Source organism: Maridesulfovibrio zosterae DSM 11974, from assembly GCF_000425265.1.
GTDB lineage: Bacteria > Desulfobacterota > Desulfovibrionia > Desulfovibrionales > Desulfovibrionaceae > Maridesulfovibrio > Maridesulfovibrio zosterae.
Genome location: NZ_KE384344.1, coordinates 37921 through 64912 on the forward strand (window position 1 = coordinate 37921; position 26992 = coordinate 64912).

At 41.7% G+C, this 26992-nt stretch carries 22 protein-coding genes; 14 read left to right on the forward strand and 8 right to left on the reverse strand.

The features are described 5' to 3' along the window. Positions 1 to 215 precede the first annotated feature (215 nt). From H589_RS0118120 to H589_RS21175, 7 genes are all read left to right on the forward strand, one after another. Entirely contained in the window at positions 216 to 1436 is a 1221-nt protein-coding gene (locus H589_RS0118120) for a LuxR C-terminal-related transcriptional regulator (RefSeq protein WP_027723338.1), read from the forward strand. Positions 1437 to 1759: 323 nt separating this feature from the next. Beyond that, entirely contained in the window at positions 1760 to 2545 is a 786-nt protein-coding gene (locus H589_RS0118125) for an ABC transporter substrate-binding protein (RefSeq protein WP_027723339.1), read from the forward strand. A gap of 54 nt (positions 2546 to 2599) precedes the next feature. Further along, positions 2600 to 3256, forward strand: a complete 657-nt coding sequence (locus H589_RS0118130; protein ID WP_027723340.1) for an amino acid ABC transporter permease — start codon at positions 2600 to 2602, stop codon at positions 3254 to 3256. A 137-nt stretch (positions 3257 to 3393) separates the two neighbouring features. Next, entirely contained in the window at positions 3394 to 4125 is a 732-nt protein-coding gene (locus tag H589_RS0118135) for an amino acid ABC transporter ATP-binding protein (RefSeq protein ID WP_027723341.1), read from the forward strand. A gap of 20 nt (positions 4126 to 4145) precedes the next feature. Next, positions 4146 to 5459 carry a lysine 2,3-aminomutase gene (kamA, locus tag H589_RS0118140; protein ID WP_027723342.1) on the forward strand — a complete coding sequence of 438 codons (1314 nt, stop codon included), beginning with the start codon at positions 4146 to 4148 and terminating at the stop codon, positions 5457 to 5459. Continuing rightward, positions 5449 to 6282 (forward strand): putative beta-lysine N-acetyltransferase, encoded by an 834-nt coding sequence (gene ablB / locus H589_RS0118145; protein ID WP_027723343.1) that lies wholly within the window; start codon positions 5449 to 5451, stop codon positions 6280 to 6282. Before kamA ends, ablB begins: the two co-directional genes overlap by 11 nt. A 259-nt stretch (positions 6283 to 6541) precedes the next feature. Continuing rightward, positions 6542 to 7906, forward strand: coding sequence for a calcium-binding protein (locus H589_RS21175; RefSeq protein ID WP_051249819.1), 1365 nt, complete (start codon positions 6542 to 6544; stop codon positions 7904 to 7906). Positions 7907 to 8045: 139 nt separating this feature from the next. Here the strand turns inward: H589_RS21175 and H589_RS0118155 are convergent, their stop codons facing one another. The 8 genes from H589_RS0118155 to H589_RS0118190 form a co-directional block, all read right to left on the reverse strand. Next, on the reverse strand, positions 8046 to 9410 hold the full coding sequence (locus H589_RS0118155; RefSeq protein WP_027723344.1) for an NAD-dependent succinate-semialdehyde dehydrogenase: 1365 nt from the start codon (positions 9408 to 9410) through the stop codon (positions 8046 to 8048). Positions 9411 to 9506: 96 nt separating this feature from the next. Next, the gene (locus H589_RS0118160) at positions 9507 to 10217 is read right to left on the reverse strand and encodes an ABC transporter ATP-binding protein (RefSeq protein WP_027723345.1); all 711 of its coding nucleotides are present in this window, start codon (positions 10215 to 10217) and stop codon (positions 9507 to 9509) included. Next, positions 10204 to 10929: an ABC transporter ATP-binding protein gene (locus H589_RS0118165; RefSeq protein ID WP_027723346.1), complete on the reverse strand. Its 726-nt coding sequence runs from the start codon at positions 10927 to 10929 to the stop codon at positions 10204 to 10206. Before H589_RS0118165 ends, H589_RS0118160 begins: the two co-directional genes overlap by 14 nt. Beyond that, positions 10916 to 11953 (reverse strand): branched-chain amino acid ABC transporter permease, encoded by a 1038-nt coding sequence (locus tag H589_RS0118170; protein ID WP_027723347.1) that lies wholly within the window; start codon positions 11951 to 11953, stop codon positions 10916 to 10918. Before H589_RS0118170 ends, H589_RS0118165 begins: the two co-directional genes overlap by 14 nt. Before the next feature lie 9 nt (positions 11954 to 11962). Next, on the reverse strand, positions 11963 to 12856 hold the full coding sequence (locus H589_RS0118175) for a branched-chain amino acid ABC transporter permease (RefSeq protein ID WP_027723348.1): 894 nt from the start codon (positions 12854 to 12856) through the stop codon (positions 11963 to 11965). Positions 12857 to 12942: 86 nt separating this feature from the next. Then, positions 12943 to 14181, reverse strand: coding sequence for an ABC transporter substrate-binding protein (locus tag H589_RS0118180; RefSeq protein ID WP_027723349.1), 1239 nt, complete (start codon positions 14179 to 14181; stop codon positions 12943 to 12945). 69 nt (positions 14182 to 14250) lie between these two features. Then, a complete protein-coding gene (gabT, locus tag H589_RS0118185; protein ID WP_027723350.1) occupies positions 14251 to 15549 on the reverse strand; it encodes a 4-aminobutyrate--2-oxoglutarate transaminase in 1299 nt (432 codons plus the stop codon). 328 nt (positions 15550 to 15877) lie between these two features. Then, positions 15878 to 17641: a sigma 54-interacting transcriptional regulator gene (locus H589_RS0118190; protein ID WP_245577209.1), complete on the reverse strand. Its 1764-nt coding sequence runs from the start codon at positions 17639 to 17641 to the stop codon at positions 15878 to 15880. A gap of 319 nt (positions 17642 to 17960) precedes the next feature. Here H589_RS0118190 and H589_RS0118195 point away from each other — a divergent pair, with 319 nt between their 5' ends. The 7 genes from H589_RS0118195 (at position 17961) to H589_RS20580 (ending at position 26990) form a co-directional block, all read left to right on the forward strand. After that, positions 17961 to 18623 (forward strand): HAD family hydrolase, encoded by a 663-nt coding sequence (locus tag H589_RS0118195; RefSeq protein ID WP_027723352.1) that lies wholly within the window; start codon positions 17961 to 17963, stop codon positions 18621 to 18623. 211 nt (positions 18624 to 18834) lie between these two features. Next, positions 18835 to 19326: a PPC domain-containing DNA-binding protein gene (locus H589_RS0118200; RefSeq protein WP_245577211.1), complete on the forward strand. Its 492-nt coding sequence runs from the start codon at positions 18835 to 18837 to the stop codon at positions 19324 to 19326. 13 nt (positions 19327 to 19339) lie between these two features. Further along, complete coding sequence (locus H589_RS0118205) at positions 19340 to 19933, forward strand: ECF transporter S component (protein ID WP_035076710.1); 594 nt, start codon at positions 19340 to 19342, stop codon at positions 19931 to 19933. 18 nt (positions 19934 to 19951) lie between these two features. After that, positions 19952 to 20737, forward strand: a complete 786-nt coding sequence (locus tag H589_RS0118210; protein WP_027723355.1) for an energy-coupling factor transporter transmembrane component T family protein — start codon at positions 19952 to 19954, stop codon at positions 20735 to 20737. A gap of 9 nt (positions 20738 to 20746) precedes the next feature. Beyond that, positions 20747 to 21586: an energy-coupling factor ABC transporter ATP-binding protein gene (locus H589_RS0118215; RefSeq protein WP_245577215.1), complete on the forward strand. Its 840-nt coding sequence runs from the start codon at positions 20747 to 20749 to the stop codon at positions 21584 to 21586. A 10-nt stretch (positions 21587 to 21596) separates the two neighbouring features. Further along, on the forward strand, positions 21597 to 22403 hold the full coding sequence (locus H589_RS0118220) for an energy-coupling factor ABC transporter ATP-binding protein (RefSeq protein ID WP_027723357.1): 807 nt from the start codon (positions 21597 to 21599) through the stop codon (positions 22401 to 22403). 327 nt (positions 22404 to 22730) lie between these two features. Beyond that, the gene (locus H589_RS20580) at positions 22731 to 26990 is read left to right on the forward strand and encodes a response regulator (protein WP_051249820.1); all 4260 of its coding nucleotides are present in this window, start codon (positions 22731 to 22733) and stop codon (positions 26988 to 26990) included. The last annotated feature ends 2 nt before the right edge of the window (positions 26991 to 26992 follow it).

The following is a 26992-nucleotide window of genomic DNA, read 5'->3' on the forward strand; positions in this document are numbered from 1 at the left end:
TAAAAAAATAAAGATGTAACCATCAAAGTTAACGAAAAACAGTTGCCTGTATGGGCTTCAAATATTTTATCTCAATTTGCTGGCTAAAACTATGCAACTAAGTGTTATGCTCGGTTAAGATTTGGAACACTTTTTATGAAGTTTAGCTTCAGTAATCAAATCCCATGTGAGTTTTTATATGAAAATTTAATTTTAATCTGTTGGGAGAATACGCTGTGACTAATCAAGGTGAAAACGTCAATTCCGGGCGACTGCCTGAAGAGATCTCTGACGTTTTTGAGTCTTTTTCAGACTTCATTTTATTTACCGATGATAGCGGTCTTATCTGTTCGGCGAATCCTCCTGCTGTAGATTTTTTTGATGGGCCTTTGACTAAACGAAGAATATGGAGCCTTTTAGGGGTCGATTCATCGGGAATAGATGCCTTTTTACAATCTTTTCCTGCTGAAAGTGTCCATGAAATTCCTTATGGCGAAAGCGGTGGAAGCTATTCCCTACGCTTCATTTCCTTAAGGAGACCGTACTGTTCGGGAGGATTTGTTGCAATTATTACAAATAATGCTCCACTCGTAGAGCTGCATGAGACCTATGAGGAGCGTATTGAAGATAATATTGCAGCATTAGATGATAGTATTTCTCTTTTCAATGCTTTGTTTGAAGCCGCGCAAGACCCCACAATACTTGCTGATTCTACCTTTAGAATACTGACATCGAATCCTGCTTCTGAGAGACTTCTCGGACGTAGTTCAACTCTTTCCGGGAACAGTTGCCTTAATATTTTCAATGCTGAATCAGCCAGAGTTGTGCGACAGTATTTTGAGACTTGCACTACTGAAATACCTGTTCCATTTGATGACCTGCTAACAGTGCGTGATAGTGACGGTAACGATATTTCTGTTGAGTTGACCATGCATAAAGTCCGGCTGCAGTCGGGGATAGTTTTTCATCTTGTGCTGCGTGATATGAGTGATATTCAACGCCTTGAAACCGGTCTTGAAGAGAGCCGTGAGCAGGTTGACGGAATGAACGTGGCTCTGCGTACTGTCATTGAGTCGGTAGAGGAAGAGAAGAAGGATATGCATGAAGAATTTGCCCTGCAGGTCCGGGAGCAGATCTTACCCGCATTGGACCGTATGATAAAAGAGCCGCTTCCGCAGCTGCGCACCAGCTTTGGTCTGTTTATAAAAGAACGCCTTTCAGCTTTAGCAGGTGAGAGCGGGGATCATTTTGAGGAACTCCTGCTTAAGCTTACTCCTCGTGAAGTTGAAATCTGCCGCTATATTGAGTCTGGAAAGAGTTCTGAAAGAATTGCTGAGTTGTTGGCGATAGCGGCAGACACAGTACGTACCCACCGAAAAAATATCCGCCGTAAACTTGGTTTGCGTGGCAAGAGTGTTTCTCTGATTTCTTATCTTAAAAGCCAGATTGGCTCATAAAATTATTGGGTAGTCAATATACCCAATAGATACCCATAAAGTCGCCTTGTTGTTATATGTAAATTAGGTTCTATTATACCCGTTAACAGGATGGTAGTCTTTTAATTTGTATTTAAGAGTGCTTATGTACTCTAAATAACTTACAAGAATTAATCTTAGAGATGCACTATTTAATGCTGTATTCTCTCTTACTGCATTGATTGTATTTAAGATATTTTCATTTATGCATCGTATGAAAATTCAAAAAATCACGTCTACTTCATCTGTGATCGTATATAAAAGCGTATACGACAAAAATTAATATTACATATTTAGGAGAAAACATGAGACGTTTTACTACCTTGTACCTTATGGTGTTCACTTTGTTTATCGCTGTGGCTGTATCCGGCTGTGCCCAGCAGGAAAAAAAAGGTTTGGAGAAAGTTAAAGAGTCCGGTGAAGTCAGTTTTGCTATGAGTGGGGGGTACCCTCCGTTTAATTTTTACAACAATAAGAATGAGCTCGTCGGCTTTGATGTGGATGTGGCTAAAGAAGTTGCAAAAAGACTAGGCGTGAAGCTTAAACCTGTCACCACTGAATGGAGCGGCATAATTGAAGGGTTACGTTCCGGAATTTATAGCGGGATTCTTGGCAGTATGGCCGCCACCGAACAGCGTAAGAAGGTCGTGGATTTTTCCATTCCTTATTATTATTCGGGCGCACAAATGTTCGTCCGTGAAGATGCTCCATTTAAATCCGTTCAGGACTTGAAATCAAAGGCTATCGGGCTCGTTACCGGAACCACTTTTGAGCAGGATGCCAAAAAACTGGGAGTCACCGACATTCGCCTTTATAAGGACGACACTCAAACTCTTACCGAACTTTCAAATGGTGTTATCGACGGAGTTATTACCGACCGCGTTGTGGGCGTGAATGCCATGAATAGTGGTAAATTTAAGATAAAACCTCTCGGTTCCCCTCTGCGCAGGGAAGATATTGCAGTTGCTTTTCGTAAGGATGACAAGACATTGACTGATCAGGTGGATAAGATACTTAACCAGATGCACGAAGATGGCACTCTTACGAAGCTTAGTAAGAAGTGGCTAAATGTGGATATTACTAAAAAATAATAAAAAAATAAGGGGCTGAAAAGCTCCTTATCTTTTTTGATTAAAGGTAGAAAAATGTATTTTGATTTTACAAGCCTGCCGGATTATATTCCGTATTTTCTCCCGGCGGCATGGATGACTCTTGAGATTACCATGCTTGGTATTCTTCTTGGACTGATCCTCGGACTTATTACAGTCTTCATGCGTATCTCAGATAAGAAGATATTTAATCTTCCAGCTCATGCATATATCTATGTAATTCGTGGAACTCCGCTTCTGCTGCAGTTATTGTTTATCTATTTTGGTATGCGAAGCCTTATAGGATTGTCGGCACTGCCTGCGGCCGTTTTGGCTCTTGGTGTTCATAATGGGGCTTATATCGCTGAGATTTTTAGAGGTGCGATTGTTTCTATCTCTTCCGGGCAGATGGAGGCGGCTCGCAGTATAGGGATGAGTTACCCTCGAGCAATGCTCAGAATTATTTTGCCCCAGGCATTTAAGCGCGCAATTCCGGCTTTAGGGAATCAGTTTATTATTGCTTTGAAAGATTCATCTCTGGCCAGTGCGATTACAATCAATGAGTTATTGCTTAAAGCGCAGCAACTGGCTTCATCAAACTTTATGATGATGGAAATGCTGACCATAGCCGGGGTTTTCTACCTTATTTATACCGGGGCTTTCACTTTTATTTTTCATCGAATTGAAAGACGCCTTGATACCAGCAGAGCATAAAGACCAAATTTTTGAAATAGTTATATCTATACCGGAATAAACCGGTAGAAAGTCCAATGCAGGTTGCTGACGAATTCGCTCGAGGAGAAATTATTTCCGAAAGCTCAAAGGTAAGCATCCTTTACACAGGAGGACTCATGCAAGATACAATCAATATTGAAGGCGTTCACAAATGGTTTGATGTAAACCATGTGCTGAAAGGTGTGGACCTGACCGTTGGCAACTCCGACGTTGTAGTGGTTATCGGGGCCAGTGGATCAGGTAAATCTACACTTCTTAGATGTGTGAACCGTCTTGAAACCTACACCAAAGGCCAGATCAGCCTTAACGGGGATAAGATCCCCAGTGGTGAGAAAGAAATCAACGCTCTGCGCAGTCGGGTGGGAATGGTTTTTCAGCATTTCAACCTATTTCCGCATATGAGTGTACTGGGCAACGTTATCGAAGGTCCCATGCAGGTTAAAAAATGCCCGAAGAAGGAAGCTGTTGAGATAGGCATGTCTTTTCTAGACAAAGTCGGTTTGGCTGAAAAAGCCGATGCTTATCCAGAGACTTTATCCGGTGGGCAGAAGCAGAGAGTGGCAATTGCCCGTGCCTTAGCAATGGAACCTGAAGTAATGCTTTTTGACGAACCTACTTCCGCTCTTGATCCAGAACTGGTCGGTGAAGTTCTTACCGTTATGCGCGATCTTGCAGATGAAGGTATGACTATGATGGTCGTGACTCATGAAATGGGGTTTGCGAATGAAGTCGCGGATTCAGTTGCTTTTATGGATCAGGGAGTGATTCTTGAGCAGGATTCTCCTTCCAGATTGTTCTCAGCTCCTTCCGAGCAGCGAACACAGGAATTTCTCTCTCAAATTTTATAATTTTAAACTTATAGGAAATTATGACTGTTTATACAGAACGACAGGAAGAATTGGCCGGCGTAATTGATGATGACTCTTGCAAAACAGACTGGACTGATTGGAAGTGGCATGTTCGCAATACAATTAAAACTGTCTCCGGTTTTGAAAAAGCACTTGGAATAAAATTTAGCGACAGTGATAGAAAGAAGCATGAACTGACATTGAGGAAATTCCCTCTGGCTATTACACCTTATTATCTTTCACTGATTGATGTGGAGGACTATGAAAATGACCCCGTGTTCCTGCAGTCATTTCCAAGTCCTGAAGAATTGAAAATTGAACGTTGCGATATGATTGATCCGTTACACGAGGATAAAGACAGTCCTGTGCCAGGTCTTACTCATCGTTATCCTGACCGAGTGCTTTTCCATATCAGCAATCTTTGCTCCATGTACTGCAGACACTGCACCCGCAAGCGTAAAGTAGGTGATAAGGATTCTATTCCTTCAACAGATCAGCTGGAGCAGGGAATTGAGTACATACGCAATACTCCGCAGGTGCGTGATGTGCTATTGTCTGGTGGTGATCCATTCATGCTTTCCGACGAGAAACTGGACTGGATTCTAACTAAAATCGGTGAGATTGAGCATGTTGAGGTTATTCGTATCGGAACCCGCATGCCAGTGGTACTGCCCTACCGTATCACCGATAATTTAATTAACATGCTCAAAAAACATCACCCTCTGTGGATTAATACACACTTCAACCACCCTCGTGAGGTTACAGACTCCTCAAGAAGGGCTCTTAGCAAGCTTGCTGATGCTGGAATTCCATTGGGGAATCAAAGTGTGCTTCTTGCCGGAGTGAATGATTGTCCTCGGTTGATTAAAACGTTGAATCAGAAGCTGGTCAAGAACAGAGTGCGTCCTTACTACCTGTACCAGTGTGATCTTTCTGAAGGTTTAAGTCATTTTCGTACTCCTGTGGGGAAAGGAATAGAGATTCTTGAAAGCCTGCGCGGACATACAAGCGGATTTTCTGTACCGACCTACGTCGTTGATGCTCCGGGGGGAGGCGGTAAAATTCCTGTCATGCCGAACTATATTGTCTCATGGGCTACTAACAAAGTGGTTCTCAGGAATTACGAAGGTGTGATTACAACTTATACCGAGCCTGATTCTTACGAGAGCAACTACTGCGACCGAAATTGCAGTGATTGTAATCTTCAGCTTAAAGAAGACGGCGCTAAAGAAAAGGCAATCGGTATTGAAAAGCTCATTTCTGATTGGGATGATACCCTGAGCTTGACTCCAGAGGATAATGAAAGGGCGGAGCGCAATTCTAATGTCGCATGATTTAATTGTTAAAATTGGGAGGAGCAATATTCAGATTGGAGATTATAATGATCGAATATATCTGATGTCGCTTTTTCCTGAAGAGAGCCCGGAAATTGTTAATCGATTGATAAATATGGCTGTCGATAGGGATTTATCAAAAATTTTTGCCAAGGTTCCCAAATCGCTATCAACTCATTTCTTGTCTGGAGGATTTGAAAAAGAGGCGGAAGTGCCGGGAATGTATCCTGACGAGGATGGAGTCTTTCTGAGTTTCTACCGCTATCCATGGAGGAAGAAGCAGGATAACAAGGCTGAACTTGAAAGTGTTCTTTCTGTCGCTGAAAGCAAAAAGGGTAAAGGCAATGTTTGCACTCTTCCAAGTAACTTGCATCTGAATCGGCTCGGGCTGAAAGATTCACATGCGCTTGCGCGACTTTATGAACGTACTTTTAAAACTTATCCTTTTCCAATAAATGATCCTGCATTTATTGAAGGCGAGATGGAAAGTGGAGTTCGTTTTTTTGGCGTATTTGAGAATGATGAGCTGGTTGGTGCTGCCTCTGCAGAAGTTAGTGAAGATGGCTATAGTGCGGAAATGACTGATTTCGCAGTTAATCCTGATTATCGTAGAATGGGTATTGCCGGAGCATTGCTCCAGGCCTTGGAAAGTTACTGCGTTGAGTCAGGAATAAGATGCCTTTTTACTATTGCACGAGCCTGTTCTTATGGGATTAACTCAATGTTCTCTAAGGGAAACTACGAGTACTCAGGACAATTGATTAATAATACAAATATAAGTGGCAGTCTTGAGTCAATGAATGTCTGGCATAAAATGGTCTAGTGACTTCTTTCGTAAAATAGATTCGAGCTCAATAAGCCCCCTCCTGAATATCAGGAGGGGGCTTATTTGTATTATCTATAGATTATGCTGTTTTCTATTTATTATAAAAATACATGACACTTAGTTATAAATTTATTAATATTTATCTAAAGATTTGATTAAGTGTGCCGATCATATTATTACGAAAATTATTTTTTATCATCATGACACGTATTCATTTTTGATTTTGTAACTTCTACTCATACATTTGGAAACGCTTATGTCTGCACCAATTTCTGCTAATCCCGGTAGTTTAACGAGCCAACAACTTTTGACTGAAGATAAGCTGAAAGAAAATAGTGAGACACAATCTGTTACTGCTGGCACTAAACAGAAAACCAGCACTGCAGGGACTGTTGCTAAGGGTGATAGTGTACAAATTTCAGAAGAGGCCAGTCTGCTATCCAGCAATATGACAGCTGAGAATAATGAAGGCGAACTTGAAGCTATCCGGATCACAATGCCTGGAACTATGCTCTATGGCAAAAATGGTTATGCCACATCCAGTATAAGCCAGAGCAACAGTGTTTCAAGGTTGGGGCAGGTTATTGAGCAGACATTTGCGAATTCCAAAAGTGATACTACGGAGCAGAGCGGTACAGAAGATACTAGTACTCCAGAGGAAGCAGAGCCAAAAGTTTATATGAGCAGCAGTTCAGAAATCACACCGAAAGCAGAGACAGAAAAAAGTACAGAGTCAACACCGAAAGCTGAAGTTAGCCGTAGTTCTGAGCCCACGGAGAAACCAACTGCCAGCAGCACAGAACCTGAATCATCTGTAGCTGGCAACGAGGAAGAAAAAGTCGCTCTAACGAGTGAAAGCAATTATGTAAGTCAGGGAACAGACGGTGATGATACTGTTATTGGTACCGTAGGTGACGATATCCTTCTCGGCGGAGCAGGTAACGATATTATTATTGCCGGTAGCGGAAATGATGCTCTGGATGGCGGGGATGGTAATGATATTTTGTCAGGTGGGGCAGGTGCAGATCGATTAAACGGAGGAGCTGGAACGGATGCTGTTGATTATAGTTCTTCTTCCGCCGTTTATGTTGATCTCGAAAAGGGGACCGGTGTTGGCGGAGATGCCGATGGAGATACTTTCAGCAATATTGAGCGAGTCCAAGGGTCAGCCTATGGTGATACTATTACCGGAGACGGGAATGATAATGCCTTGTGGGGTGTAGATGGTGATGATAATTTGTTTGGCAATAGTGGTGATGACACTCTATATGGTGGAGATGGCAACGATGCTTTAGCGGGTGATGCTGGAACTGACTATCTGGCTGGTGGTGCTGGAAACGATGCATATATATTTCATCAGGGCAGCGTACATGATGTAATTATTGAAGCTGATGATGAAGGCAATGATATGGCCTATATTAAAGATTATACGAATGTAAGGCTGTATAAAAGCGGGGACGATCTGCTTATCAGCTCCAGCAATAAAAAAGACATGATGCAGTTTCAAAATTGGTTTTCCACACGCAATGTAGAGTCATTCTATTTTGAAACTGTAGATACAATGTACACTGCCGATGAGATCGCAGGTCTGGCAGAAGATATTACTCCTCAGGGAACGTAAAATTTTAGTCCTTTTTCTGTATGATATATCCATGTAAAAAAAAGTGGTTACAGTAAGAAACTGTAACCACTTTTTTCTTAAAGTATCATTTTTTAATAGATAAAGTCTTTTATTCAAAGACAGAAAATAATCTGATGAATTACCCTATGCAGATGGGTTTGACGTTTACAAATGCCCGGATTCCGTGTTTTCCGAGTTCGCGTCCATATCCAGAATTGCCTATGCCTCCGAATGGGAGATGAACATCGCTGCGGACCAGACTGTTGATAAACATACATCCAGTCTTGACTTTCGCAGCTATTTCAACTGCGGTGTCTTCATCTTTTGACCAGATTGATCCGCCCAGCCCAAATGGAGTATCATTAGCAAGTGAGATAGCTTCATCTACAGACGAAACTCGAAATACAAGAGCTACAGGACCGAATAACTCTTCTTTGCATACATCTGCGTGAGTCGGAATATCAGTGATTATGGTAGGTGGATAATAATATCCCACACTGTCGGGAATGCTTCCTCCAATCAGGATTTTACCTCCAGCATCTACACAGCGGTTAACCTGTTCCTGCAGTTCTTGACGCAGAGGACCAGAGGACATTGGTCCCATATCCGTTTTTTGATCAAGAGGATCACCTACGATCAGTTTGGACATGCTCTCAGAAAGTTTGGCGACAAAGTTATCATAAACTTCATCCTGCACAATAAAACGCTTGGCTGCGATACATGTCTGCCCTGTGTTTCCGCATCTTGATAGTGTGGCAATTTTAACGGCTTCATCAAGGTCGGCATCAGAGAGCACAATGAACGGATCACTACCGCCAAGCTCCATCACAGATTTTTTCAGTCTTGCACCTGCTGCAGAAGCTACCTTGCGTCCTGCCGGTTCACTGCCTGTCAGACTGACTGCAAATATTGAGTCATGATCCAAAACTGATTCTACCTGACGTGCTCCGATAAGCAGCGTTCGAAATAGATCCTCGGGAAAGCCGGCATCTTTAAATACCTGTTCAATGGCCATAGCACACTGGGGCACATTGGAGGCATGCTTCAGAACCATAGAATTGCCCGCCATAAGAGAGGGGGCCGCAATGCGGAATACCTGCCAGAAAGGGAAGTTCCACGGCATAACTGTTAAAACCGTTCCGAGTGGTTCAAACGTTATAAAAGCTTTTCTGCCAGCTCCTTCTACAGGTTCAGGTGCAAGCATAGACTCGCCCTCATCGGCATAATAATCACATACTACGGCACATTTGAGGACCTCTCCTTCACCTTGCCGAACAGGCTTGCCCATTTCAAGAGCCATTATTTCAGCAAGTTCAGGAGCTCTTTTACGAAGAATTTCAGCAGCTTTTTTCAGGCAGGCTTTGCGTTCACTGAAATTTTTTATGCTCCACATTGGCCAGGCTTTTGCCGTGGCGTCGAGTACTGCCTGAGTTTTGTCAGCTGAAAATTCTTCGAAAGAAGCGATGATTTCTTCGGTTGCCGGATTAAGGCTTTGAATGCTCATATTAATTTACTCCTGTATTTAATAGCAATATGCGATAGTGCAAACCTGTTTATCATTTTCTTTATATAAGTCAGTAATTTTCTTAAATAGCAGTTTCTAAATGCCGAGGTAAGCAGTTTTAATATGCGGGTTACTAAGCAGATCCTTAGCACTGCCTTCCATCGCAACTCGTCCATGCTCCAGAACATAACCACGGTCAGACAGTGAAAGCGAGTGCTGAACATCTTGTTCTACCAGCAGTATTGTAGTTCCCTGATTGGCTATCTCTCTTACGTTGGCGAAAATCTCTTTAATAAGAATAGGAGCAAGTCCCAAAGAAGGCTCATCAAGCATCATCAGTTTAGGGCAGGCCATAATTCCTCTGCCGATAGCAACCATTTGCTGCTCTCCGCCTGAAAGAGTCATGGCAAGCTGATCTTTGCGCTCTTTAAGACGGGGAAACATTTTATAGACTGTTTCTAATGATTCCGCGATGTTATTTTTAGCTCTGTTATTGTATGCCCCAACAATAAGGTTGTCGTATACAGACATCAGAGAGAATAACTTTCGACCTTCCGGTACATGGATAAGACCTGTCTCTACAATTTTTTCAGGGGGATTGCCTTGAATATTTTCCCCGTCAAAACAGATTTCACCATCTGCTGGATCCAGAAGTCCTGAAATTGTCCGTAACAGAGTGGATTTGCCCGCTCCGTTGCCTCCAATGATAGATACGACTTCTCCCTGATTCACGTTAAGTGAAAGGTCAAAAATGACCTGCACATCTCCGTAAAATGTATTGATCTTATTTATATCAAGAAGCGACATAGTCACCTCCAAGGTATGCTTTTATCACATTTTCGTCCTTTGCGACTTCTTCTGGCTTTCCTTCAGAAATTTTGGTGCCGAAATGAATAACCACCAGTTCATCAGAAAGAGCCATTATCGCACGCATGATGTGTTCAATGACGAAGATCGTTACGCCGTTGTCACGGATATTTTTAAAGATATCGATCATTTCATCAACTTCAGTCGGCCTGAGTCCTGCCATAACTTCATCAAGAAGTAACAGTTTCGGTTTAGTAGCCATAGCCTTAGCAATTTCAAGCCGTTTCCGGTCTGCGATTGTCATAGCTCCGGGCAGGTCGTCCTTGCGGTGATCCAGATGCATGCTTTTAAGCACATCCAAAGCAATAGATTCCGCTTCATCGCGGTTGCTGGTCGTTGCAAAGGCTGCAACTGTTGTATTGTAAAGAACAGATTTGGTTGCAAATGGTTTAACGATCTGGAACGTACGGGCCAGTCCTTTGCGGCATAAATCCCACGGCTTTGCTCCGGTAATATCCTCACCATCGAAGTATATTTTGCCGGAAGTAGGTTTATATACGCCTGCTGCACAGTTGAAGACAGTAGATTTCCCCGCGCCATTCGGGCCGATAAGACCTAGAATCTGTCCTTTTTCAATTTCAATATTAAGTGCATTTACGGCGGTTAGACCACCAAACTGCATTGTGACGTCTTCAAATTTAAGCATGCTCATCGCTTACGCCCCTAGGTTTTGTTTTTCTATTTGCTATTTTTTCTACGATGGCGTTGAATTTTTTAGTAAGTGGTGCTGTAAGCCCGCTTGGCTGGAGCAACATGACTACTATAAGAATTGCCCCGAAGAGAATCAGGTGCATCCCAGGTAAAGAATCACTTAAATAAATACGGCTGAATTCACTTACCGGGCGAAGTAGCAGAGCGCCAACAACAGGTCCTGCAATTGAACCTCGGCCACCAATTAGAGCGATGAAAGCCAGCTCAAAGGAAAGGTCCAGTGTTAGAACTGATTTTGGATAGATAAAAAGAGTCAGCTGAGCTAGAAAAGTACCTGCTAATGATGTTAAAAATGCACTCATTACCATGGCCTGAACTTTGTATCTGGTTACATTAATGCCAAGGGCCTCAGCTGCTTCAGGTTCTTCTCCTCCTGCAATAAGTGAGTATCCCATTTTTGAGCGGGAGACATACCATGTAAGGGCCAGAACAGCTATCAGCATGATTAGGATAATGTAATAATATGGTTCCTTGTGTGCAAACTGGAAAGCGAAGAAACTATTTTCACCGGCAGGGATGGGAGGAATATTAAGTCCACGTGGACCGTTGAGTTTAAATGGTCCGATGTAGCTTAGATTCTCCACGACAACCCTTACGCCTTCAACAAAGGCCATGGTGGACAAGGCGAAGTAAGCTCCACGCATTTTTAAAGTAGGTTTACCTATGAGATAGCCTACAATACCGGAAACTACGCCTCCGATCAGCATGCCGATCCATGGAGAGATAGAGTACTGAAGCCATAACACCGTTGAGGTATATGCCCCGATACCGACAAAAACAGAGTGCCCGAGGGGTAATACGCCTGCAAAGCCGCCGACAAGGTTCCATGAGGTTGTCATGTAGGCGAAAAGAAGAAGCATAATTGAGATGTGCAGGTAAGTCGGGCTATGGACAAAGAGAGGCATTGCAAATGCAAACAGTACACATGCCGCCAAACAACATTTCTTGATGTAATCTACAGTCATAACTTGTTCCTACCAATCGTATTTCTGGCCGAAGAGGCCGGAAGGTTTTACAAAGAGCACCAGCAGAAACAACATGTAAACGATGGCTTCCGTCCAGGTTGAAGTCATATATACCGGGCCGACGGATTCAATCAGGCCGATAATAATGCCGCCTATAATTGCTCCAGGAATAGATCCCAAGCCGCCAAGAACAACAATTACAAATGATTTTACATCAAAAGGAACGCCGACAGTTGGATAAACATTATAAAAAGGGGTTAGGACTACTCCTGAAATGCCTGCTATGGCTGTGCCTATTCCAAATGCAATGTTAAAAATCTTCCACTGGTTAATGCCCATGAGTGAGGCTGCGTCGCGGTCGAGACTTGTAGCTCTGATTGCGCGGCCTGTGCGTGTTTTTTGCAGAAAAAGATAGAGCAGCAGGGCTGTGGCAATAGCAATTAGAAAGCCGTATAGTTTTGGGACTGATATAAAAATATCTCCGAACTCAAGCATCTGGCCTTTTAGTGGATTGGGAGTCAGTGCTCTGTAGCCGGGGCCGAAAATAAGCAGGGCCATGTTATCGAGCATGTACCACACGCCGGTAGTAACGATAATTACTGTTGTAGGTTCTCTTACGTCTTTCTCAGCTACAAAAATTGGCTTAATTAAGAAATTCTGTAAAAAGTATCCGAAGTAAAACATTACAGGTACGACAATGCAGAGAGCTACATAGGGATGTAGTCCCGTCAATGATACGGCCCAATATGATGCATACATACCCACCATGAGAAACGATCCGTGTGCAAAGTTGATTACTTTCAGCACTCCGAAAACCAGTGTCAGGCCCAGCGCGATAAGACCATAGATGGATCCCATTAGAATTCCGCTGATGATGTCCTGTAAGAGAAATGCAAAATCCATAGAAACCGCCAATGCTAATTAGTTATAAGGATGCAAAGACTATTTTGAGGAGAGGGGATGCACTCCCCCTCCCCCCGGTTAAGAATTTATTTTTTAGGAATGGGGAATACGGGTGTGTATCCTGCACGGCGTGCGGATTTGGGCCAGATTGTGATGCGTTCAAGGCCTTTGCCCAGATTATTGACCTGTACAATTACCGGAGAAGCAAATTTATTCTGGCCGGTTTCATCGAATTCAATGGCGTCGTAAGAGACAATCGCTGCCGGTCCTGTTTTCAGATTGGTTTTTGCGAGAGCGGATCTAACCTTATCAGCATCAGTGGACCCGGCTCTTTCGAGCGCATCCGCAAGAACGTATACGGATACGTAAGCATCTACAGCTTCACCTGTGAGGTTATTGCCGTATTTCGCTTTGTACTTCTCATTGATTTCTTTCACACCGGGTTTGTTGATGTCAGTTTCCCACTCAACAATATCAAAGATGTACTGGGCATTATCACCTGTTCCACTTAGGAATGTCGGGTCTGCATGTCCGCCGCCTGTTCCGAGAATTACTTTGGGGCGAACTTTATAGTTAGCCATGGTGTTGGTCAGCAGAATTGCATCGGCAGCATTGGAAGTCAGTAAAAGAATATCAGGTCTGGCCCGGCGGATTTTGTTGACAACAGGTGTGAGGTCGGTCGCACTGGAAGGGTAGGGTTCGTCCAGAACAATTTTGTATCCGGAGTTTTCTATCAATTTTTTCCACTGTGCAGCAAGACCTGTTCCCCAGTCCCCGTTCTCATAGACCATGGCAACTGTTTTGAGTTCAGTTCCGAATTCTTTTGACATATCTTTGAGGAAAGCGAACTGGTCTCTTGCCCACCATGAGTCTTTGGCTGCAATGCGGAATACGTTTTTAAATCCACGCTCAGTTATGGTGTCGCGAACTGATACAGGAACAATGAAAGGTATACCGTAACGCTCGGCAACAGCAGATGTCGGGTAGGTTACACCTGAGTTCCAGCAGCCTGTAAGAACTTTAACTTTTTCAGTATTAATGAATCGTTCTGCCTCTGTGACACCTACATTAGGATCACTTTTTGAGTCAGCATAAAGCATCTCAAGTTTGGCACCGCCAAGAGATTTGATCCCTCCAGCATTATTGATTTCCTCAACAGCCATTTCTCTGGCCTGTTTGCCCTGCTGACCAACTGCAGCTGAAGGTCCTGACAGAGGGAGAATGTTGCCTATTTTAATAGAATCAACAGCCAGAGCGAAAGAACTGAGTCCTAAAGTCATGAAGCAGAGCAATACTGCGCCTAGAGTTAATTTGAAACTTTTCATTTTGAATCTCCTGTTTAAGGTGAAAAATTAATTACAAAAATCTTCAGTATTTAACCTGATTTCTGCTGATTAACTTTGTTCAATGATTGCTTTCTCCAGAATAGACAGTCCCTTATCTAAAGTCTGGTCATCTACTGACAGTGGTACAAGTATTCTGATGACGTTGCCGAAATTACCGCAGGACAGTATAAGCAGTTTATTTTTTACCGCTTCGGCAACTATTTTTTTGGTAAGGTCAGGGGCAGGGGTTTTACTGTCTTTATCTGTGACAATTTCCAGTGCGATCATGGCTCCAAGGCCACGAACATCACCGATTATTGAGTATTTTTTCTTCCAGCTGTTAAATACATCTTTGACTTTCTTACCGAGAGCCTGACCCTTTTCGAGAATACCTTCATTTTCAAGAGCGTTTATTGCTGCCAGGGCTGCTGCGCATGATACAGGGTTGCCGCCATACGTTCCGCCAAGTCCGCCGGGATGCACTGCGTCCATGATTTCTTTTCTGCCAACTACAGCAGAGATGGGCATGCCGCCGCCAATGCTTTTTGCCATGGTCATAAGATCCGGTTCGACTCCCCAATGGTCGATGGCACAAAATTTACCTGTGCGTCCGCCGCCGGTCTGGATTTCGTCAGCAACGAAATAAATTCCGTTGTCTGCACATATCTCTTTGATTCTTGGGAAATATTCAGGTGGAGGAGTGAGGAAACCACCCTCACCGGCAATCGGCTCAGCGACTATGGCGGCGATGTTTTCAGGTGCTGCGTTTCCTATGAACCAGCTTTTAAGCTGTTCGGCGCAATGGATATCGCAGGAAGGATATTCTTTACCATAAGGACAGCGGTAACAGTATGGATAAGGTATTCTGTATATTTCAGGTGCATAAGGACCGAATTTGAATTTGTAGGGTTTGACTTTACTGGTCATGCTCATGGTGAGCAATGTACGCCCGTGAAAGCCTCCTTCATAAACAATAATACCGCTTTTGCCGCTTGCTAGTCGTGAAATTTTAACCGCATTTTCTACAGCTTCTGCTCCACTGTTAAGGAGAACCGCTTTTTTTTCGAAATCACCGGGAGTAATTTCAATTAGTTTTTCAGCTAAGGCAATGTACGATTCATACATTGCAATGTGAAAGCATGAGTGGATAAGTTTTTCAGCCTGTTCCTTGATGGCAGCAACAACTTTCTCGTTGCAATGACCTACATTGTTAACGCCTATCCCCCCAACGAAATCAATGTATTCGTTTCCATCAACATCGGTGACTACCGAGTTTTGGGCTCGATCAGCAAAAACAGGGGCCAAATTGCCTACTCCAAGAGCAACTGCTTTGTTACGTCTTTCCAGCAGTGTTTCTGATTTACTCATGTCTGTAACCGTCCTTTTTTGATTTTGGACTGATAAAGCATTTAATATGCCATAATAATATATTCATATATTACAACTAGTTAATAATTTTTACTGCGTTGCTGATCTTAGTTTTTGATTCACAAATGAATCAAAAACGGTGAAATAATGCTTATGTAAGAAGATTTTTGATTTATTTATGAATCAAAAAAAGTATTGAATAACTTTTTTACTGCAAGAATTAAAAATAGAACCGCATAGTAAGTTAATAAAAGCAAGTAGTAAGCTAGCAAAGAAGCGTAGTTGTAATTTGCTTAAATTTTGAACCATTTTTGAATCAAGATAAATTTTAATGATGATTCAGGCCGTATTTTTTTAATTTTCGTACAATCGATGGCTGGCTGATTTTAAGGTATTTGGCCATGTCTCTGGTCGTCAGACATGCTCGCTGGGCTTCTTTGAGCATTTCAAGCTCAACCTGCTCCAGAGATTCTTTTAAAGAGGAGTCTCTTGAGAATTTATATCCGCTTATGCTCTCTCCGTGGATAGTCTGTTCAAGGAAGTTATCAAGAAGTGGTTCTTCGGCCACGGCGACCCCCTTTTTTATCAGGCTGTTTAACTCTCTGATATTACCGGGGAAGGAATAATTGTTTAAAATCCTTAGACCTTTGTGTGAAAGAGTCTTACGTTTGCCATACTTATGATTGTATTTGTCAAGGAAGGCACTGGATAGCGCAAAAATATCCTCAGTTCTATCACGTAGAGGAGGTAAGGTGAGCGTGAAAACATTAAGTCTATAAAACAGATCTTTTCGGAACTGTTTTTGTTTAACCATTTTTTCTAAATTCTTGTTTGTTGCGGCAATGATTACACAGTTTATTTTTTTGGGTGAAGATCCCCCAAGAGGTGTGAATTCTTTTTCATCGATACATTTTAAAAGTTTGGCCTGAATTGAGGGAGGCATTTCACCTATTTCATCAAGAAAGAAAGTCCCTCCGTCCGCAAGGGTCATGAGTCCGGCCTTTCCGGTTTCCTTGGCCCCGGTAAAAGCTCCTTTTTCATACCCGAAAAGTTCTGCTTCAAAGAGCTGTTCCGGTACAGCGGCGCAGTTGATAGCCAGAAATGGGCCTGATGAGCGGGGACTCTGCTGATGAAGAAGTTTTGCCAGCATGGATTTTCCCGTTCCTGACTCTCCAAGCAACAGGATACCTGATGCATCCAGCTGGGCCAGCTTGAGAGCGCTTCCCAGCACACGGTGCATTGATTTGCTCTCAGAAATAAATTCACCCTGTCCCAGTTCTAGCATATTCAGGCTGGTAATTTCAGTTCGAGCTTTTTCGGTGATTTCCCGTGCCGTCTTCAAGTGTTCTCTTAAATCAAGCAGTTCAGTTACATCGCGTTCATTAACTACGATCATGGAAAGATTTTTTTTACCGTCATAAACAGGAGTTCCTGTGCAGAGGAGTTGCCGTCCTGTTTTAGTAATGTTTTGCAACATGCTGATCTGATGATTTGTTTTGAGTACTTCCTTTGATACTGAAATATCTATGAGTCCTTTTTTGACGATATTATCAATGTGTTTTCCAAGTACCTGAGCGCTTTTGACTCCATTAAGGACCTCTGAGGCTTTGTTCATGTTGGTAACAATTCCTTCACCGCTTGTAACCCAGATGCCGTCACTTGATGAGTCAAAAATTGCTTGTAATTTAGCCGCCATTTCTTGAAAAGAGCTAAGCTCGACGGCCAGTTCTTCAAAGCGAGATGGCTTCTGGAGGCTGATAACCGCTCCTTCAAGTTCTTCTTCAATGATCAGAGGAGTTATTTCGAAGAATAGTTCAGTACCTTTTTTAACAATTCTTCCTGATCCCTCCCGGAATTCTTCTGAACCCAGTCCTTTTTTTATAAATGGTGCAGCTATGGGGAGTATCTGGTCGACATGAATACCTATCGACGTTGTGCGGTCACGGCGTTTCAAGAATTCCAAAGCCACATTGTTCATGCTTATTACTACGCAGTTTTTGTCAACAACAACAATTGCGTAACTTACACAGTTGATTATATGCTGCCTCAAATCAGGTTGCATAGCTTTGCCTTTAATTAAATTTTTAAGCATCAGTTGCACTTCTTATGTAGATCAGAGTAGTCAATGTATCTTTAATGTAGGGTATTTTTAAAATCACAAATAAGGATGATTAATAAAGTTTAATACTTTATGATATTAAATTTACTAAAACGGTATTTCTTATCGTATATTGCATTTTATTAAAGAGCAAACTTACATATATGTATCAAACATTGTTTTTTTATCATGATGTATTGTATGAAATTATAGTTGATATTTTGCGTATAACGATGTTGTTTGGTTTCTGATTATTTGAATCCAATAAAAAGACTATGACCAACTATACCAGTTAAATGCGGAGAACAAAAAAATGAAATATTCATTGGATTTTTCAGCAGTTATTTTCGATCTTGACGGTACTTTACTTTATACTCTGGAAGAAATTGCGGCTGCCGGGAATGCGGCTCTTTTAAGTCAGGGATATGCTGAATACCCGGTTGAGGCATATCGTAATTTTGTGGGCGCAGGTGCCGCAAAACTGGCTTGGCGTATTCTTCCGGAAAGCAAGCGCAACAAAGAAAATCATGACGAGATTTTTCCAGCTCTTCTTGAAGAATTTGAACGTGTTCTGAATACTATTGCCCGGCCATATTTAGGAGTTCTTGAAGTGCTTTCGGCTCTGTCCAGCGCAGATAAGAAAATTGCAGTGCTTTCCAATAAACCTGATGAATTCACAAAAAAAGCAGTGAAAAAGTTTTTGCCGGATACAGACTTTTTTGCGGTTCGTGGTGGAGTTTCGGACGTACCTTTGAAACCAGCCCCGGATGGAGCTATCAAACTTGCCGAAGAAATGGGCGTTGAACCTGAACATACTGTTTTTGTGGGTGATTCTGACGTGGATATTCAGACGGCTGTTAATGCAGGTATGATAGCCGTTGGTGCTGGATGGGGATTTCGCGGTGCTAAAGAGCTTATCAATGCTGGAGCAAAAATCGTTTTTGATGAACCATTAGATTTACTGGGACTGCTTTAACTGTGTTGTGGCAGAAGCATATTATCTTCTTGTTTGCAAAAGTATGCGGAAAATATTTGGACGAATTTATTATAGAAATGTATTTATGTAGCTTGCATTAAGTTTAATTATATAAAAATATGATAGATTGAGTTGTTTGTCATTGTAATATTCTATTTGTGTCATTGTGTTGCTATAATATATCCGCTGGACAAAATTCAAAGTTTATACAATGAGTCTAGCATTAATTTGTGTGAACTATACAGCTGCATGCAAAGCTGCCTGCACACATTTTGTAAAAGTTACAATGACAGGAGCTGTGGTGCTTAATACTTTTTCAATACGGTTGCATCCGGGACAGGATCTACTAAAAGAAATTGATAGAGTTGTTACAGAGCAAGAGATTGAAGCCGCTTGTGTTTTAACTTGCGTAGGGAGCCTGACAACAGCTGTACTTCGGTTCGCCAATCAGGAACATTCTGAAGAGCTTAGCGGTCATTTTGAAATTGTTTCACTTACCGGAGTCTTGTCTGTTCATGGTTCACATTGTCATATCTCAATTGCTGATAAGCACGGGCGTACGATCGGTGCGCATCTCTTGGAGGGCTGCAAAGTTTATACAACTGCAGAAATTGTTCTGGGAGTATGCGAAGGAGTCCGTTTTTTGAGAACTTTTGATCCGGATACAGGATATCCTGAACTTGAAATAAAAAAGACAGATTAGGGAGAAAATTATCATGGGCTTTTCAGATCAAATCAAGAAAGATTTTTCAACTTTTACAATGGTTTTAATTGCGGTGGCTATTGTTCTTAACATTGCTGTCGGGCAATTGGTCTCCCTTCTTAAACTACCTGTTTTTCTGGATTCTATAGGAACTGTCTTAGTTGCCGTTCTGGCTGGACCATGGGCCGGAGGTTTGACAGGGCTGCTTACAAATCTGATCTGGGGCATGATTACTTCTCCTGTTGCTGCAGCTTTTTCTCCAGTGGCAATGGTTATCGGTTTATCTGCCGGCTATTGTGCCAGATATGGACTGTTTAAAAATATATGGTTGGTAATTTTAAGCGGTGTGATCATTACTATTTTTACAGCGATTGTTGCTGTTCCCATCCGTCTGTATATGTTCGGAGGAATAACCGGAAGTGGTGCTGATTTTCTTACCGCATACATGATGGCCCTTGGTAAAGACCTTTTCGGTTCAGTAGTTGTAACTGTTTTTACGTCCAATCTGCTTGATAAAATAGTAACTGCTGCGCTCGTATGGGGGATTGTTAAAACTCTTCCTGCAAGAACAACGTCACGTTTTATGAGCTCCCCTCAACGTTCATAAAGTTAAAGAACAAATTTAGTGCATGATAGTTCAGAAAATATAACGCTTTATATTAAGAGTGAATCCAGGATTAAAAGATTGCATCCCTTCAATAAGCTGGCTTACATCTTATTGACAGGGATGCTAGTCTATCTTGGTCCTGCTGCTTTAGAAATCGGGCTAGTTTTCATTTTCATTAATATGTTGCTGGCGGTCTATGGCGGAGTTGCCGCTCCTGTATTGAAGACGGTATGTTGCACAATATTGCCTCTAGCTGTGTTTATGCTTCCAATCCATGGTTTTCTTTATCCTGACAACAAAACTGTTTTATATTCTTGGCATATGATTTCGCTTTACCGTGAGGGGCTTATATTTGCCTGCACGGTTTTAGTGCAGCTTACAGCTTTGCTTACAGCTTCCTTACTTTTTGTGTTTACGACTCACCCTGCTGATTTTCTGACTGCACTTACAGAGAGCGGATGCTCTCCTGTTTTAGCATATCTTATAGGAAGTCCTTTGCTTCTTCTGCCTGCTATGCGGGATCGAGTGGGAGTAATTCAAGCGGCGCAACGGGCAAGAGGTATGGATTGTGAGGGCAGTTTGTGGAAAAGGATTCAGGCTGTTAAACCTCTATTAAGTCCTTTTGTTTTGGGAACTCTGGTTGAGATTGAGCAGCGAGCTATATCGCTTGAAGTTCGTGGATTCAACTCCTGCCGTAGAGTTTCTTCATGGCATCAGGTTGAAGATTCCCTAGGGCAGCAGATTTGTCGCTGGACTATGCTTGTCTGTTGTGCCGGAATTATAGTTTATCATTTTCTGAGTTAATCTATGCACATGCTGAAAATTGAAAATTTGACTTATACCTATGCCGATTCAAATACGAAATCACTTGATTCTATTTCTATGCAAGTGGAAGAGGGAGAGTTTGTTGCCGTTATTGGAGCCAATAATTCCGGAAAATCAACTTTGTGTAATGCAATAGCCGGAGTAATTCCACATCTGTACCATGGAGAAATAAGCGGAAAAGTATGGGTACAGGATAAGGACAGCTTCAAGATGTCTGTCAGTGAGATCGCTATGTCCGTCGGGCTTGTAATGCAGGACCCTGTTCGCCAGTTATCAGGTGTTCGTTATACTGTTTTTGAGGAGGTTGCATTCAGCCTTGAAAATCGCGGTGTAGAGCGATCAAAAATGAAAGAGCAGGTTGATAATGTTCTAAATATGATCGGTCTGGCAGAGCTTTCCGATAGACCTCCTTATCAACTTTCAGGAGGACAGCAGCAGAAGGTAGCTTTAGCGTCAGTAATGGCTTGTGATCCTTCTATTCTGGTGCTGGATGAGGCAACTACTTTTTTAGATCCTCAGGGAGTTCTCCAGATTTTTGAAATTATGCTGCGCCTTAAAAAAAACGGGAAAACGATTGTCATGGCTGATCAACATCTGGAATGGGTGGCGAAATATGCTGATAGAGTTGTTGTTATGAATAGTGGAAAAATAGTTATGCAAGGCACTCCTGCAGAGGTTTTGACTTCTCCGCTCATAAAAGAGATCGGCTTGGATTGGACCCGTTATACTCATGTTGCAAGCCTGGCAAAGACCATTGGAATATGGAGCAATGCAAGTGGGCTTGGAATCACGTTTGAAGAAGTTGTAGACGGTTTGACCCTGTCTTAAAGGCTATGATGTGCAGATAAACGTTAATAATATTTATTTCAGCTACCCTAATGGACATAAAGCTCTGAACAACGTTTCTTTAAGTATTAAGAGCGGTGAGATGGTGGCTCTTCTGGGGCATAATGGTTCCGGTAAGAGCACTTTGGCAAAGCATCTGAATGGACTTTTGGTACCAGATGATGGTGAAGTTGAAGTCAGCGGTCTGGTCACAGGCTCTACTTCCGTTTCACATATGGCTGGAAAAGTTGCTTTGCTCTTTCAGAATCCTGATAATCAGATATGTAAGCGCCGTGTATATGATGAGGTTGCTTTTGGTCCACGTAATCTGGGCTATTCTGCGGATAGAGTTGATAGGCTTGTTCATGATTCGCTGGCCGCTCTTGAGCTTCAGTCAAAAGAAGAAAGCAATCCGCATGATCTGGGTTACAGTGAACGTAAGCGTCTGGCTTTAGCTTCAGTTATAGCAATGGACACGGATGTTTTAGTACTTGATGAACCTACTTCTGCACTTGATTCCCATGAAATTTCGCTTCTTGTTCAGGTTTTGCAGCGCTGTAAAGCACAAGGTAAGACTGTCCTTATTATCAGTCATGACATGGATTTTATTGCTGAATATTTTTCTCGTGTCATTTGTCTGCAAAATGGACAGAAGAGTTTTGACGGCATGATGATTGACTTTTTTAATGAAAAAGAATTGTTAAGTGATTGCGGTCTGTTGCCTCCTCAAATTGTCCGTCTTAATAAGCATTTTGATATTACAACTTCTTCAATCACACCTGAAGATTTCATTGATGAATTTATTGCGAGCAACAAATAGTTAAAAAATTATTTTTATCATATATCTCAGCGTACCCCCCTTTCTATATTCTCTGTTTTTTTCACGACCATTCTATTTATATTTTTAATCATAAGAGTTGATTATGCGTTTTTTATTAGCATGTTATTGCTGTCTTGAGCTCTCTTAGAGCAAATGCTATTGATTATAAATCAAGTCATCGGAGGGGAACGTTGATTCTTAAAATGAATAAAATATATTTCGTTTTGGTCTCTGTGTCTTTTGCAGTGGGACAGGCCGGAGTTTCGTATGCTTATTTTGAGTCTCAATTTTCTGTCCTTAATTAAGTAAAGTGTATCAGAGCCATAAATGAAAATTAATCCCAAGATTCATTATCAATATCTTGTCAGCGATCCTGAATACAGTGTTCTTGCTCAGCTTATACTTCTGCTTTTTATTATTATTTTGCTGGTTTTTATTTGGAATAGAAAGCTATCTAAACTTAATGGGTTTCTTAATGCAGAAGTTGCTCAGCGTAGACGAATGGAGCGTGTGCATTCTGTTTTGAATTGTATTGCTCTTGCAGTCACTGATGTGAGCGGTATTGAAGAGTTTTATCTGATTTTACAGCAACAGATCGGTAATTTGATGTTTGCCAGTAATTTCTTTGTAGTCTCATACGATAAAGAGTCCGATATTATCAGTTATCCATATTTTTCTGATGAGCTGGAATCCATGCCGTGCAAACGTAAACTTGGCTATGGGTTAACGGATCATGTTCTGAGAACTGGAGACTCTTTGTATGTGGATAAAGAGATACGTAAGGAGTTACTTGCCCGTGGCGAGGTTTACGAAATTATCGGTAAAGAGGCTTTCTATTGGATTGGTACTCCGCTTATATTTAAAGGAGATATTGTCGGAGCTATTGTTCTTCAAAGCTATGATGAACAGCATGTTTTGACCAGATCAGATCTTGATGTTTTAACCTTTCTTTCTTCTTATGTAAGTATCGCCGTTGAGCGGCTTTATTTACTTGAGCAAGGCAAAGAACAGACCGTCGCGCTAAAGGAAAGTGAGGAACGTTTCAGAAGCCTTTTTGAGGATTCAGCTGATGCAACAGTCCTTCTCGAATCCCAAAGCATTATTGAGTGCAATGCGGCTGCATATAAATTATTAGGAATGTCATCATGTGAAGACTTATTAGGTATGAATCCGTATCAATTTTCACCAGAATTTCAAGATGATGGAAATCTGTCCAGAGATTTAGTCGGAGTTATTCTTGATGAAGCTACACAAAAAGGAAGTATTCGTTTTGAGTGGAATATTAAGAGAAAGCTTGGAGAAATAATTCCAATAGAGGTATTGGCCACTCCTATTTCATATCGTAGTCGTGATATTTTCCATGTCGTTATGCGTGATATATCTGATCGAAAAGCCAGAGAAGCTGTACTTGCTGAAAGGGAAGTGATGTATCGATCATTGTTCGATCATGCCAGTGATGCAATTGTGCTGATGGATGAAAACAGAAATATGATCAGTGCTAATCCAGAAGCGGTATCAATGTTTCGCTGCTCATCAGAAAAGGAATTTACTTCGTATCATCCAGAAATATTTATGCCTAAGTTCCAGCCTGGAGGAGAGTCGTCTTCAAAAATTTTTGAGGGCAATATGAAAACTATTCTTGAAACTGGTGGGCTGGATTATGAAGTTATTTTAAGGCGTCTTGATGGAGATGAATTTTTTGCAAGGGTAAGGGCAAGAAAGTTGGTGATCAGCGGTAAAATTGTGCTGCTGGGTACATTTAATGATATTACAGAACGTCATCGTTCCAGAGCTGAAATTGAACGTTCTGTTTCACTTCTTACTGCAACAATTGAATCTTCCGCTGACGGTATTCTTGCGGTTGATGGATATGGCCGGGTTGTCGCATGGAACAGTTTACTTGCCGATATGTGGAGCTTGTCGGAGTATGATCTTAATTCAGGGATTATTTCAGATATTTTTGGATTTATTGTGGAGCAGGTCGACGAAGATCAATCCAGTATTTTTAACCTGTGTGATTTTTTTCTTGATTCAAATGAGGGGCAGGTTGATGAACTAGTACTTAAGGACGGGAGAATTATAGAAAAATATTCAAACCCGCAACGCATCGGAAATGATGTCGTGGGGCGTGTCTGGAGTTTTAGGGATGTAACCGATCGTCGTCTGGGTGAAGATGCTCTTCGCAGCTCTTATCACCAACTGAATGATATTATAGAATTTTTACCTGATCCGACACTTGTTGTTAATAATAAAGGGATTGTTGTTGCCTGGAATAAAGCTATTGAGATTGTTTCCGGAGTCCTCAAAGAAGATATTCTTGGCAAAGGAAATTATGAGTACTCATTGCCGTTTTATGATAAGCGCAGACCTATTCTGGTTGATTGTGCTCTCTCTGGATCTTTTGATATATTGACTGAGATGTATGAATCCGTGGAAAGTAAAGGGGATTCCTTGTACGGAGAAGTATACACCCCTTATGTTTTTGAAGGAGAGGGAGCTTATTTTTGGGGAGTTGCAGGGCCTCTTAAAGATGATTCTGGAAATGTTGTCGGTGCAATTGAGTGTATGCGCAATGTTACAGATCGCAAAATTGTTGAGCAAGAGCTTCACCGTGCGAAACTTGCTGCTGAAGCGGCAACCAGAGCTAAGTCTGAATTTCTTGCTAATATGAGTCATGAAATCCGAACTCCCATGAATAGTATTGTGGGTTTTGGCCATCTGTTGCAAAGCTCTGATCTTGATTTGATTCAGGAAGAATATCTTAAAAAAATGATGTCTTCAGCTGGTTTTCTGCTCTCAATTATTGATGAAATTTTAGATTTTTCTAAGATTGAAGCCGGGAAGTTTGTTCTTGAAGAAGTTGAGTTTGAACTTGATAGCGTTCTTGCCAAAATTTGCAATATGGTCGCTGTTAAGTCGGAGCAGAAGGACATTGAGTTCGTTCTTTCCGTAGCACCGGACGTACCTCATAAGATTGTGGGTGACCCGCTGCGACTTGAACAGATTCTAACTAATCTTTCAAATAATGCGGTTAAGTTTACTGAAAAAGGTGAAGTTAACCTTCTGATATCCAGTAAAGGGCAGAGCGATAAGTGTGCTGAAATTGAGTTTATAATTAAGGATAGTGGCATTGGTCTCAGTGAGGATGAGGTTAGTGATCTTTTCAGGTCATTTTCACAGGCTGATGCCTCAATTACCCGTAAATATGGTGGAACCGGACTTGGGCTGGCCATTACACACAGTCTTGTCACTCAAATGGGCGGCGATATACACGTTGAAAGTGAACTTGATCAGGGCAGTTCTTTTTCATTCACTGTTTCATTTGATATTGTTGAGAGTGATGTCTGTTTTTATCTTTCAAATAATATACGGCGGCCTAGAGTTCTTGTTGTTGACGATAATAAACTATCACAATTTTTCATAGCTTCAACGCTTCGAGATATTTCATTCGATGTTGTTTTAGAGTCTTCAGCAGTCAGTGCTATTAAAGTTTTAAAGAGTGCAGCTGACGAGAAGAATGCATTTGATCTAATTTATATGTCTTTTAGAATGTCGGGAATTAGTGGATTGGAGGCAGTCCAACTCGTCAAAGAAATACCTGTCATTAAAAATATCCCTATTATATTGATGGTTCCGGTGAGTGCTGATGAGGAATTTAGACAGGACGCTCTGGGAAAAGGAACTGCTGGTTTTATTAGTAAACCGGTTACTCGTTTGTCTCTTTATGAATCTCTTCGCAATAATTTTGATATAGAAGGAAATTATACTTCTGATTGTGTTGTCGAAGAGTCTGAACTTATTCAGGATAATGAAAGCCCAAAAAAGCGAGTGCTGCTGGTTGAGGATAATTTATTGAATCAGCAGGTAGCAAAGAGGATGCTTGAAGGTCTCGGTTGTACTGTGGATGTTGCCGTTAACGGTCAAAAGGGAGTGGAGGCTCTCTGGGCGAATTCGTATGATTTGGTTCTGATGGATATTCAAATGCCCGAGATGGACGGGTTAACCGCAACAAGGCTTATTCGTTCGGACAAACGGTATGATGATCTTCCTATTTTAGCTATGACTGCCCATGCTATGCAGGGAGATCGTGAAAAGAGTCTGAATGCAGGAATGAATGAGCATCTTACGAAACCGATCAACCCGAAGGTCTTAAGGGCTGCATTACGTAAGTATATAGATAAAGACTCGTCGTCTTACAAAGCAATTGGTAATTTTATTGATATTGGAGATGTTGCCTTGCCTCAAATCTCAGGCATAGACTGTGAAGGGGGGCTGAAAAATATCGGAGGAAATTATCCCAGTTATATTAGAGTGCTATATGGGTTTAGAAGTGAGTACACCGGGGTTGTTTCTGAACTGCAGGAAATGGTTGAAAAATCAGATTTTGATACGGCCTTAGTTGTTTTGCATTCTTTGAAAAGTGTAGCTGGGAATATAGGTGCAGTCCATCTTTGTGAGCTGTGCGGTGCTCTTGAAAAGGGTATAAAAGATAAAAATTACAGAAAAATTGAGCTTGATTTTCAGTTTTTTTCTGCGGAACTTGATATGATTATTGATAGCCTTGCAACTGTAGAAGACATTTTATAATC